This is a genomic window from Nocardiopsis sp. RV163, from assembly GCF_001029525.1.
Taxonomy (GTDB): Bacteria; Actinomycetota; Actinomycetes; order Streptosporangiales; family Streptosporangiaceae; genus Nocardiopsis; species Nocardiopsis dassonvillei.
The window spans coordinates 1-11,612 of the sequence record NZ_LEKI01000176.1 but is presented as its reverse complement, the minus strand read 5'-3'; the positions used below and the strand labels follow the sequence as shown (position 1 = coordinate 11,612).

General features: G+C 73.1%; 10 protein-coding genes. 7 read left to right on the top strand and 3 right to left on the bottom strand.

The window, feature by feature from the left end; translation table 11 throughout:
• Positions 1 to 134 precede the first annotated feature (134 nt).
• The 4 genes from ABD54_RS22805 (at position 135) to ABD54_RS22795 (ending at position 4,974) form a co-directional block, all read left to right on the top strand.
• The gene (locus tag ABD54_RS22805; RefSeq protein WP_047871581.1) at positions 135 to 1,580 is read left to right on the top strand and encodes an MFS transporter; all 1,446 of its coding nucleotides are present in this window, start codon (positions 135 to 137) and stop codon (positions 1,578 to 1,580) included.
• Positions 1,581 to 1,814: 234 nt separating this feature from the next.
• Positions 1,815 to 2,123 carry a hypothetical protein gene (locus ABD54_RS28105; protein WP_152692079.1) on the top strand — a complete coding sequence of 103 codons (309 nt, stop codon included), beginning with the start codon at positions 1,815 to 1,817 and terminating at the stop codon, positions 2,121 to 2,123.
• Between the two features lie 276 nt (positions 2,124 to 2,399).
• On the top strand, positions 2,400 to 3,260 hold the full coding sequence (locus ABD54_RS22800; protein WP_047871580.1) for a universal stress protein: 861 nt from the start codon (positions 2,400 to 2,402) through the stop codon (positions 3,258 to 3,260).
• 445 nt (positions 3,261 to 3,705) lie between these two features.
• Positions 3,706 to 4,974, top strand: a complete 1,269-nt coding sequence (locus ABD54_RS22795; protein ID WP_082166952.1) for an MFS transporter — start codon at positions 3,706 to 3,708, stop codon at positions 4,972 to 4,974.
• Between the two features lie 118 nt (positions 4,975 to 5,092).
• On the opposite strand, the gene ABD54_RS22790 is transcribed toward ABD54_RS22795, so the two are convergent.
• Genes ABD54_RS22790 through ABD54_RS22780 form a run of 3 tightly spaced genes read right to left on the bottom strand, consistent with a single transcriptional unit; the run spans position 5,093 to position 7,994 of the window.
• Entirely contained in the window at positions 5,093 to 5,962 is an 870-nt protein-coding gene (locus tag ABD54_RS22790; protein WP_047871579.1) for a citryl-CoA lyase, read from the bottom strand.
• On the bottom strand, positions 5,959 to 7,203 hold the full coding sequence (locus ABD54_RS22785) for a CaiB/BaiF CoA-transferase family protein (RefSeq protein WP_047871578.1): 1,245 nt from the start codon (positions 7,201 to 7,203) through the stop codon (positions 5,959 to 5,961). Before ABD54_RS22785 ends, ABD54_RS22790 begins: the two co-directional genes overlap by 4 nt.
• The gene (locus tag ABD54_RS22780; protein WP_047871577.1) at positions 7,200 to 7,994 is read right to left on the bottom strand and encodes an IclR family transcriptional regulator; all 795 of its coding nucleotides are present in this window, start codon (positions 7,992 to 7,994) and stop codon (positions 7,200 to 7,202) included. Before ABD54_RS22780 ends, ABD54_RS22785 begins: the two co-directional genes overlap by 4 nt.
• A 306-nt stretch (positions 7,995 to 8,300) precedes the next feature.
• Here ABD54_RS22780 and ABD54_RS22775 point away from each other — a divergent pair, with 306 nt between their 5' ends.
• The 3 genes from ABD54_RS22775 to ABD54_RS22765 are packed head-to-tail and all read left to right on the top strand — an operon-like array spanning position 8,301 to position 11,455.
• Positions 8,301 to 9,290 carry a tripartite tricarboxylate transporter substrate binding protein gene (locus tag ABD54_RS22775; protein ID WP_047871576.1) on the top strand — a complete coding sequence of 330 codons (990 nt, stop codon included), beginning with the start codon at positions 8,301 to 8,303 and terminating at the stop codon, positions 9,288 to 9,290.
• Positions 9,287 to 9,898 (top strand): tripartite tricarboxylate transporter TctB family protein, encoded by a 612-nt coding sequence (locus tag ABD54_RS22770; RefSeq protein ID WP_047871575.1) that lies wholly within the window; start codon positions 9,287 to 9,289, stop codon positions 9,896 to 9,898. The genes ABD54_RS22775 and ABD54_RS22770 overlap by 4 nt, the downstream gene beginning before the upstream one ends.
• The gene (locus tag ABD54_RS22765) at positions 9,899 to 11,455 is read left to right on the top strand and encodes a tripartite tricarboxylate transporter permease (RefSeq protein ID WP_047871574.1); all 1,557 of its coding nucleotides are present in this window, start codon (positions 9,899 to 9,901) and stop codon (positions 11,453 to 11,455) included.
• The last annotated feature ends 157 nt before the right edge of the window (positions 11,456 to 11,612 follow it).

The following is an 11,612-nucleotide window of genomic DNA, read 5'->3' as shown; positions in this document are numbered from 1 at the left end:
GCTCGGCTCCCGGCCCCCGCGTCGGTGCGTTCATCCGGACCCCTTATCGATGTGAACACATTGCTTTGCGGCCTCATCGGCACTACCGTTCAAACCAATGTAACCACATTGCTTTGCTGGAACGAGGTGTTCACGTGCCCCGAACCCGGACGGGGAGGACGACCGCGCGCCCGCTGCTCGCCCTGGTGTGCTCCGCGCAGCTCATGGTGGTGCTCGACGTGTCGGTGGTCAACGTCGCCCTGCCCTCGATACGCTCCTCCCTGGGGTTCTCCGCGACGGGGCTGCCCTGGGTGGCCCACGCCTACACCCTGGCCTTCGGCGGTCTCCTGCTGCTGGGCGGACGGCTGGCCGACCTGTACGGACACCGGCGGGTGTTCGCCGCCGGGCTCGCGCTCTTCTGCGCTGCCAGCCTGCTGGGCGGGGCGGCCCTCTCCCCCGGCCTGCTGGTCACCGCCCGCGCGCTCCAGGGAGTGGGCGCGGCGGTGCTGGCCCCCGCGACCCTGACCATCCTGACCGCCTCCTTCCCGGAGGGGCGGGCCCGCGTGCGGGCGCTGGCCGCCTGGACCGCGGTGAGCGTGGCGGGCGGCGCGGTCGGCAACATCCTCGGCGGCGCGCTGACCGAGGCGCTGTCCTGGCGGGCGATCCTGCTGGTCAACGTGCCCGTCGGCATCGCGGCGCTGGCCGTGACCCCCTGCCTTCTGGGCCGGGAGCGCCCGGGCAGCCACCCGCACGGCCCTGGACCGCACGGCCGGAACCCCGGAAAGGGGAGCGGTGGACGCATCGACCTGCCCGGGGCCGCGACCGCCACCGGCGGGACGGTCGCGCTCACCTACGGCCTCACCCGCGCGGCGGAGCACGGCTGGGGGGACCAGACCACGGTGACGGTGCTGGTCGCGGGAGTCCTCGCCCTGGCGCTGTTCGCCGCGGTGGAGTCCCGCGCGCCCGCTCCCCTGCTGCCGCCCGGACTCCTGCGCAGCCGCGCGGTCTGGGCGGGCAACACCATGGTGTTCCTGGCCGGAGCCTGTTTCCAGGTGCCCATGTGGTACTTCCTCACCTTCTACATGCAGGACGAACTGGGCTTCGGCCCACTGCTGACCGGTCTGGGCTTCCTGCCGCACACCCTGGTCACCATGGCCGTGGGTTGGCTGGTCACGCCGTGGCTGATGGGGTTCGTGCGGGCGCGGGTGCTGATCGGGGCCGGGTGCCTCACCGCCGCGGCGGGCTTCGCCTGGCAGGCGGTGGCGGTGAGCGAGCAGACCTACGCCGCGGCGGTGCTGGGGCCCGCGGTCCTCGTGTCCGCGGGAGGCGGCCTGTTCACCACTCCGCTGACCGCCGTCGTGACCTCGGGCTCCGCCCCCGGGGACGCGGGGGCCGTCTCGGGCCTGATGAACGCGGCCAAGCAGACGGGCGGTGCACTGGGCCTGGCCGCGCTGATGACGATGGCCGCCCCGGGGCACGCGCCCGGAGGCGAGGCGTACGGCCCGGTCTTCGGGCTGCTCGCGGCCGTTCAGCTCGCGGCGGCCGCCCTGACACCGGTGCTGCCGCGCGGAGCGCGACGAAATCAGACCGAGGGCGCGTGAGCCCCGCCGAGGTTCAAGAACCCCTTTGGCCTGCGCTGACCCTCCCGGGAGACACGCCGACGGGCTTCCCCTCCGGGGTCACTCCGCCAGCCCGATCGGGGAAAGACGCATCAATACCACACTTGGGGGTAGCGCAACGGACAGGGACAGGGAACGTGCTCCGTTCGTCATCGTCCGCCCGGTGGCGGGGTGGCCGACCGGGACACGGAACCGACAGACGAGGAGGAAACCGCTATGAGGAACCCCCTGAGGACGGCGAAGAACCAACTGATGCGGCGCACCGGGCTGGCCCGTCCGGCACCGGGCGGGCGCCCGCGTGCCGGTGGGCGCACGGGCGGACGCGGCAGCGACCCCCTGGCGATGGCCCAGCGGTTCGCCCGGTCCGCGGCCCGGTCCCGGGGCGGCGGCCCGCTGGGGCGCGGCGGCCCGGATCCGCTACGGGGTCCGGCGCGCCGAACTCCTACGGGACGACGGAGCAGCCCCGGCGGGCAGGCCCTGCGGTGGATCAACTCCCTGACCAGGAAGCGCAGGCCCCGCATCTGACCCGGGCGGCGGACCCGGCCCGGCGCGACAGCGCCGGGCGAGGAGAAGGACGACGGCTTCGGACAACACAGCGCTGCACCGCACATGACACCGCGGGGCGGGCCCTTGGGGGCCCGCCCCGCGTCCGTGCGTGAGGCACGCCCGCCCCTGCCGCGGGGAGCGGGCCGGGACGGACCGGGCGGGACTCGCCCGGAAACCGGGAGCCGCCGCCCCGGGAGCCCGTCCTGGTGATGATGGTGGGTGACGCGGTGGTGACGAGACCCAGTGGAGGTTGTCATGGAGCGGTCGGTCCTGGTCGGAGTGGACGGTTCCGATGAGAGCCTGCGGGCGGTGGAGTGGGCCGCGGCGGAGGCCGCCCGGCGGCACTTGCGCCTGCGGACGCTCACGGCCTTCCCCGCGCCGTCACCGGACGCGGCCTTCGTCTGGCCCGAGGAGGAGATCCGCGCGAGCGCGCGCGCCGTCCTGGACCTGGCGGAGGAACGCGCGTCGGCCGCGGCCCCCGGTGTGGCCGTGGACCGGGAGGTGGCGGTGGACTCCCCCGGCCGGGCGCTGCTGGAGTGCGCGGAGGAGGACGGGACGGCCCTGGTGGTCGTCGGGCACAGGGGTCGCGGCGGTTTCGCGGGGCTCAAGGTGGGGTCGGTGGCCTATCGCGTGGCCGCGCAGTCGTCGGTGCCGGTCGTCGTGGTGGGGCCGCGGCCCGCGGCCGGCGACAGCGCCGAGGTGGTGGTGGGGGACGACGGGTCCGCGCGCGCGGAGCGGGTCGTGGCCGAGGCGTTCGAGGCGGCCTCCGCGGGGGGCGGGCCGCTGCGCGTCGTGCGGATCCGGGAGTCGCCGCTGCCGTTCCTTCCCTCCGTGGTCGCGTCGTCTCACCGGGCCCGCGGGAGCGGCCCGGACGACGGGGCCGCCCTGGAGCGCGCGATCGGGCCCCTGAGGGCCCGTTACCCGGAGGTGGAGGTGCGCACCGAGGTGGTGGAAGGCCGCCCCGTCGAGGTGCTGACGGACGCGGCGCGAGCAGCGCGGCTGCTCGTGGTCGGGGCGGGCGGCGGGTACGGAGCGACCCGCCTGGCCCTGGGTTCGGCGGCCCACGGGGTACTGCACCGCTCCCCCTGCCCGGTCATGGTGGTCCACACCGTCTGAGGGGCGACGCTCGTGGGCGGACGGCGCGTGCCGTCCGCCCATGAGCGCCGCCCCTTTCGTGTGCCCGGCACCGGCCGCGCACCCTCCCGGCTTCCCGGGAGCGCGCCGACGACCGGTCGGGCTCCTGCTCGCATGCCCCACAAGGGGCCATTAAAAATAAAAACTGATTCATTTTTATCATTTTTCTCCATTAATCAGCACCCGCCTTGTGCCTTCGGACGAAGAAGAGACCCACCGGGGTCTTCTTGCTTGATTTTTCTTGGAACGAACTAGAATTAAGAACCGGCGCCGGAAGTCTTTTTTCAGCCCCTTCCGCCGGGCGGAAATTCCATCTCACTCCACCTCGGAAAAACACCGGAAGACCGCCCTGAACACCAGCTTTGGTGGAAACCGTGACAACTTGCGCCGTTGAGTGAACCCCAAGAGACAACAATGGAACGTGTCCATGGAACCTGACACTTCGCACACCGGAACACACACGAACGGCACCGCACGCGGCCCCGGAAGGGAGCGCGCGGTGCTGGGTTTCTACTTCTTCGCCATCGGCATGCTCATGGCGGTCTGGGCCTCCCGCATACCTGCGGTGACGGTGCAGACGGGAAGCGGCTCAGGAGAAATGGGGGTCGCCCTGCTGGCACTGGCCCTGGGGGCCGTCACCGCCATGCTCCTGTCGGGCAAGCTGCTGGACCGCTTCGGCCCCACCCGGTTCGTCCCGTTGTCGGCGGCGGCCTCGGGGCTGGCCCTGGTGCTGCCCGGCCACGTGAGCGGGCACCGCGAACTGGCTGCGGTGCTGTTCCTGTTCGGGGCGAGCCACGCGCTGCTCAACATATCCGCGAACGCCCAGGCCACACACCTGCAACGCGTGCAGGGGCGCCCGATCATGGCCTCCTTCCACGCCCTGGCCTCACTGGGGGCGTGCTTCGGCGCCGTCATGGGCATGCTGGCGACCCAGGCCCGGGTGGACGTGCTGACCACGTTCCAGGTGGCCTGCGTCCTGATCGTGGCACCGGCCTGCGGGTTGTACCCGGTCCTGACCTCTCTGATGCCGGCGCACCCGCGCGCCCCGAGGAGCGGGGAGCGCCCGAAGCGCAGACCCCGGCTCCCCTCCCGCCGGGTCGTGCTGCTGGGCACCCTGGCGATGTCATGCATGCTCGCCGAGGGAGCGGCACAGGACTGGAGCGCGCTCTTCACCCGCGAGATCCTCGGCGGCTCCGAAACGGCAGCGGCCGGGACCTTCGCCGCCTTCACCGTCGCCATGACGCTGGGCAGGCTGTTCGGCGACCGCATGACACAGTTGCTCGGCCCCGTGACGCTGGTGAGGTCCGGAAGCCTGCTGGCCGCGTGCGGCCTGGGGCTTGCCGTCGCGGTACCCCACGCGGTGACGGCACCGGTCGGGTTCGCGCTGATGGGGATCGGGCTTTCGTGCGTGATGCCCCAGGTGTTCACGGCCACGGCCGACCACGAACCGGCCAACGCCGGACGGCACCTGTGCACGGTCTCCGCCTTCGGCTACTGCGGCCCCCTCCTCGGCCCGCCGGGCATCGGAGCGCTCGCCGAGCGGGCGGGACTGTCCTGGGGGCTGCTGCTGCCCATAGCGCTGATACTGGTGGTGGCCGCCAAGGCGGGCGCGCTGCGCCCTCCCAGCGCCGGGGACCGCGAAGACGGCCCCTCCGGGAAGGAGAACCCCTCCGAGACGGAGCCGACCACACGTTAGGGCCGGGGCCTCGGGCGAGCGCCCCGGAACCGCGCGGCGGCACGCCCGCGCGTCCGGAGGCAGCGGGCACCGGACCGGACGGAAGTACCGGTGCCCGCCGTCGGGAGACTCTGCGCGCTCAGTCCCGACCGGGGGCCGGGGAGAGCCGCGGGTCGTCGGCGGCGAGGTGGCGGGTCGCGGGGCCGTCGTAGCCCGCCAGCACCGCCCTGGGCAGGGGCCCCTTGATGCGCGCCCCTCCCTGGTGCTCCTCCCAGGCGTGGGCGAGGATGCCCACGGAGCGGGAGAGGACGAACAGCCCCCGGGCCAGCTCCGAGGGGAAGCCCAGCGAGGCGTAGACGACCGCGGTGGCGGCGTCGATGTTCATCGGCACGGGGCGTCCGCGCCCCGTGGCCAGCTCCTCCTCCAGCGCCAGGGCGGCCTCCAGCGGTCCCCCGGGGACGAGTCCGTCCCCGACCGCATCGCGCACCAGGCCCAGGAGCGGGTCGCGGCGCGGGTCGCGCGGGTGGAAGCGGTGGCCGAAGCCGGGCACGTACGCACCGCGCCCGCGGTACTCGGCGACCACCTCCTCGGCCACCCGTCCCACCGGGGTCCCCCCGGCGACGCGCTCGGCCATCTCCTCCAGGAGGGCGACGCACTGCTGGCCCGCGCCGCCGTGCACGTCCCCGAGCAGGTTGACGCCGGTGGCGACGGCGTTGTTCAGGCCCACGCCGCAGCTCGCGGCCATCCGGGCGGCGGCGATGGAGGGCGCCTGGGGGCCGTGGTCCACGGCGGAGACCAGGGCGGCCTCCAGCAGGCGGGAGCGGCGCGGGTCGGGCAGCTCGCCGCGCAGCATGAGCCAGACGGTGTCCACGAAGGAGACCCGGCCGATCAGCTCCTGCACCGGGTAGCCGCCCGGTTCGATCTCGCCGGGGGCGATCCGGATCAGCCCGGTCCGCCACCAGCGGCCGATCTCCTCGTGGGTCATGGAAGGCGCCTCCGAAGCGCTCATACCGCTCCCTCCTCGCGCAGTGCGTCGATCTCCTGGTCGCTGAACCCCGTCTCGCGCAGCACCTGCCCGGTGTGCTCTCCCAGCAGGGGCGGCGCCGTGCGCGGACCCAGGGGCGCGCCGTCCACGCGGACGCCGCTGCCGAGTACACGCAGCTCGCGGTCCCCACCGCCGGGGAAGGGCAGCGTGTGCACCAGCCCGCGGTGGGCCACCTGGTCCAGTTCCAGCGCCTGGGCCACGGTCAGCACGCGGGCGGCGGGGACCCCGGCCCGGGCCAGCTCCCCCTCCCACTCCAGTGCGGGCCGGGCGCCCAGGTGTTCCTCCAGCGCCTCGCGCAGGGCCTCGCGGTGGGCCTTGCGGTCCTCGCGCTGGGCGAAGCGGGGGTCGCGCGCCAGTTCGGGCGCGCCCACGACCGCGCACAGCGCCTCGAACTGCTCCTGCTTGTTGGCGGCGATGTTGAGCGCGCCTTCGGCGGTGGCGAAGGCGCCGGAGGGGGCCGCCGTGGCGTTCTCGTTGCCGATGGGAACCGGCTCCACACCCGCGGAGAGGTAGTTGGACACGCCCCAGCCCATCGCGGTGATCGCGGTCTCCAGCATGGACACGTCCACGCTGCTCCCCCGGCCGGTGCGTTCCCTCTTGACCAGGGCGGTGCTGATCGCGAAGGCGGCGGCGAGGCCGCCCAGGACGTCGGCGATGGGGAAGCCCGCCCGCAGGGGGCCGGTGCCGGGCGTGCCGGTGGTGCTCATCATCCCCGACAGGCCCTGGATGATCTGGTCGTAGGCGGGGCGTCCGCTCAGGGGACCGTCGGAGCCGAACCCCGAGACCGCGCAGTAGACCAGGCCGGGGTTGATCGCGCTCAGGTCCTTCCAGCCGAAGCCCAGGCGCTCCAGCACACCCGGCCGGAAGTTCTCCAGCAGCACGTCGGAGCGGCGCACCAGGCGGGTCATGGTCTCCCGGCCGCCGGGGGTCTTCAGGTCCAGTGTCAGGGAGCGCTTGCCCGCGTTCTGGGCCAGGAACGACGCGCCCAGCCCGCGTCCGTTCAGCTCCGCCGAGGCGCCGAGCTGGCGGGCCAGGTCACCGGAGCCGGGGACCTCGACCTTGACCACGTCGGCGCCCATGAGCGCGAGCTGGTAACCCGCGTAGGGTCCGGCCAGGACGTTGGTCATGTCCAGGACGCGCACCCCCGCCAGCGGCAGGGTCCTCTCCCCGGCCTCGGAGCTGGTGTCGGTGTCGGTGTCGGTCAACGTCTCTCCTGTGTTCCGGGTCCCGCGATCCCTCCCGAGGGGTCGAGCCCGATGTCGGTGATGCGGCGGGCGGCGTCGACCACCGCCGTGGTGAAGCCCTCCACGGCCGCGTCGGTGAAGCGGGCGGTGGGTCCGCCCACGGCCAGCGCGGCGACCGGAACCCCGCCGGCGGGTCCGTAGACGGGCGCGGCCACGCCGGAGGCGCCCCGCTCGCGTTCGCCGTGGCTGACGGCGAAGCCTCGTGCGCGGGCCAGCTCCACCTCCTCGCGCAGGCGGCTGACGTGCCCGGGACCGTGGGGCGAGGCGGCGGCCACGCGCAGCAGCAGGGACTCCCCCGCGCCGATGAGCAGCACCTTGCTGGCGCCCCCGCCCCACAGGACCATCTCGTCGCCGACGTTGACGACGTGGCGCAGCCGTTGGGGGCCCTCCTCCTTGGCCACGCACACGCGGGTGGCGTCGGCGCGGACGTAGAGGTTGACGGTCTCGGCGGTGTCGGCGACGAGTTCGCGCATGACGGACCGGACGGCCTCGGGCACCTGCCAGACGGCGTGCGCCAGGCGCGACCAGCGCAGGAGGCTGGGGCCGACACCCACGCGGCCGTCGGGGGCCGTCCACAGCAGACCGCGCCGCTCCAGGGTCGCGACCAGCCGCAGGACCGTGGTCTTGGCCAGGCCTGTGCGCTCCACCAGTTCGCGTGTGGAGTAGCGCTGGTTCCTCTCGTCGAACAGGTCGAGCAGGTCCAGGGCTCGCGCGACGCTGCGCACGGTGCCGCCGGAGTCGCCGTCAGGCATCCCTCCCCCTTCCGTTTGGTCCACTAGGTGGTTCGCGGAGACCATCAAGTGGAATCGCGCCGTCAGCGTAGCGCAACCCCTCGGCGCACGGCCACCCCCTCCCCGAAGAGCGCTTCCACTGACGGAACCCGGCATGGGCTGGGCAGACAGGAAGACCGATACGGGACTGTGCGCCGCAACACACTCGTTAACAAAAGGTTTCGAATCGCCATTGACAGTGATCACGGGGGCTCGCATGATTTCCCAGACCACGAAACGGTCCCGTTGGACCACCTAGTGGACCAGCGGGCCGAAAGGGAGTGAAGGATGAACAGACAGCGGATCCTCCGCGCGTCGGGGGCCGTGGCCACCGCGCTCCTGGTGGGCGCCGCCGCGACGAACGCCGCGCTGTCCGACACGAACGCGTCGGAGGCCCGCGCCAGGATCGACATCGTCGTCCCCGCCGACCCCGGCGGCGGCTGGGACCTGGTGGCGCGCGAGGCGCAGCACTCCCTGCGCGTGAACGACATCGTCGACAACACCCAGGTCCTCAACCTCCCCGGCGCGGGAGGGACCATCGGCCTGGCGCAGACGGTGCGCCGCGAGGGCAGCGCAACGACGCTGATGACCACGGGCACCGTGATGATCGGCGGCATCATCGTCAACGACTCGGCCCAGACCCTGGAGGACGTGGTGCCCATCGCCCGCGTCGCCGACGACTACGAGGTCTTCGTGGTCCCCGCCGACTCCCCGCTGCAGGACATGGGCGACCTCGTCGAGGCCTGGCGGGAGGACCCGGGCGCGGTCGCGGTCGGCGGCGGCTCCCTGGGCGGCACCGACCACCTCCTGGCGGGGCTGGCCGCCCAGTCGCAGGGCGTGGAACCCCAGGCCGTCAACTACATCCCCTTCGCGGGCGGCGCGCAGGCGCTCACCTCGCTGCTCTCGGGCAGCCTCGACGTCGGCGTCTCGGGCTACAACGAGTTCAGCGACCAGGTGGAGGCGGGCAACATCCGCGTCCTGGGGGTCTCGGCCCACGAGCGCGTCGAGGGCATCGACGCCCCCACCCTGCCCGAGCAGGGCGTGGACGCGGTGCTGCCCAACTGGCGCGGGTTCATGGCCCCGCCCGGCATCACCGGGGCCGAGCGGGCGGAACTCACCGCGATCGTGGAGGAGATGGTGCGCACCGACGAATGGCGCGACACCCTCCAGCGCAACCGCTGGGACGACACCTTCCAGAGCGGCCCCGAGTTCGAGGAGTTCCTCGCGGCCGAGATCGAACGCATCACCGACGTCACCGAGGACCTGGGACTCTCATGAGCCAGCACAGCACATCCACCGCCCCGGGCGAACCCGGCGCGCGGCCGCCGGAGGAGCGGCGCACCTGGTGGAGGGGGCGCAGCGAGATCTTCGTCGGCCTGCTCACCATCGGCATCGGCGTGTTCGTGGGCGTGCAGACGCTCACCATGCACGTGCCCGACAACTCGGCTTCCCCGGGCCCCCAGCTCTTCCCCGCGATCGTCGCGGTACTGATGCTCGCCCTCGGCGCGGCCCTGGTCGTCCAGGTGGCCCTGCGCCCCGCGGCGCCCGAACCGGAAGGGGCCGACCACCCCGGCGGCGACGCGGGCGTGGTCGGCGACCTCGTCGGGGGGCTCGGCCCTGCCGCGGGCGCCCCGGCCGCCCACAGCGACTGGCGCGCCGTGGGCACCGTGCTCGGCGCGGTGGTGCTCTTCGCCCTGCTGTTGCAGCCGGTGGGCTGGCTGCTGTCCGGCGCGCTGCTGTTCTACGGCGTGACCTTGGCCTTCGGCGGCAGGCGCCCGCTGTTCGAGGCCGCCGTCGCGCTGGCCTACTCGTCCGTGGTCCAGCTCGCCTTCGTCGGCGGGCTCGGCCTCAACCTGCCCGCCGGAATCCTGGGAGGGGTGCTGTAAGTGGAGACCCTGAGTCTGCTCGGCGGCGGGTTCGCCGCCGCCCTCTCCCCCGAGAACCTGCTGTGGGCGTTCGTGGGCGTGCTGCTGGGCACCGCCGTGGGCGTGCTGCCCGGCCTGGGCTCGGCCATGGCCGTCGCCCTGCTGCTGCCCGTCACTTTCAAGCTGGACCCCACCGGTGCCTTCATCATGTTCACCGCCGTGTACTACGGCGGCCTGTTCGGCGACTCGACCACGTCGATCCTGATGAACACGCCCGGCAACAGCTCCGCGATCGCCACCGCGATCGAGGGGCACAAGATGGCGCTCAAGGGCCGGGCCTCCCAGGCCCTGGCCACGTCGGCCATCGGCGCGTTCACCGGCGCGGTGGTGGCCACGATGGTGGTGGCCTTCTTCTCCAAGGTGATCATCGATGTGGCCCTGCGCTTCGGTCCGGCCGAGTACCTGGCGCTGGCGGTCCTGGCCTTCGTCGCCACCTCCGCGGTGGTGGCCCAGTCCATGGTGCGCGGGCTCATCGCGCTCTCCATCGGCCTGGCCGTCGCGATGGTGGGCATCGACGCCCAGAGCGGCGCGGCCCGCTTCACCCTGGGCGTCCCCTCCCTGTTCGAGGGGATCAGCGTGGTGACGGTGACCGTGGGCCTGCTCGCGCTGGGCGAGGTACTGCACGTGGTCTCGCGCGTGCACCGGGGCGGGGGCGCGGGCGACAAGCTCATCACCGGCACCGGCACCCCGTGGCTGAGCGGGCGCGACCTGCGCCGCGCCGTCCCGGCGTGGATCCGCGGGCTCGGCTTCGGACTGCCCTTCGGCGCGGTCCCGGCGGGCGGCTCGGAGATCCCGACCTTCCTGGCCTACGGCACCGAGCGCAAGCTCTCCCAGCTCCGGGCGCGCCGGGGCAAGCGGCCCGACGAGTTCGGCGACGGCGCGATCGAGGGCGTGGCCGCGCCCGAGTCGGCCGCCAGCGCCACCGCAGGAACCGCGATGGGCGCGCTGCTGGGACTGGGTCTGCCGACCTCGGCCACGGCCGCGATCATGCTGGCCGCCTTCCAGCAGTACGGGATGCAGCCCGGCCCGCTGCTGTTCGAGCGCAACGCCGACCTGGTGTGGGCTCTCCTGGCCAGCCTGTTCGTCGGCAGCGTCATGCTGCTCGTCCTCAACCTGCCCTTCGCGCCGCTGTGGGCAAAGCTCCTGCTGATCCCGCGGCGCTACCTGTACGCGGGCATCACCGGTTTCGCGGCGCTGGGCGTGTACGCCGCGTCCTACTCCATCACCGACCTGTGGCTGCTGATCGTGCTGGGGTTGCTCGGGTTCATGATGCGGCGGTACGAGATCCCGGTGGCGCCGGTGCTCATCGCCGTCATCCTCGGTCCGCTGGCCGAGACGGAGCTGCGCCGGGCCCTGGCCATCGGCCAGGGCGACGTGGGGGTGCTCTTCGCGGGGCCGATCACGATCGGGATCTACGCGGTCCTCGTGGCCGCCGTGGCCCTGGTCTCCTTCCTTCGTATCCGCGCCCGCGCGCGTTCGCGCGAGGCGCGGCGCGGGGAGACCGTCGACGCGGGGTGAGCCCGCTGCGCGCAGGGCCGGCCCGGGGGTCTTGGGTTCTAGTGGTGGTTGCAACACCCCAGTTCAAGGGGTGCGATGCACTTCCAGATCCGTAAGAACCGAGTACCACAGGGCCCGAGGAAGCTCTCCGCTGAGCGAGCGGCATACTTGCAGCTCA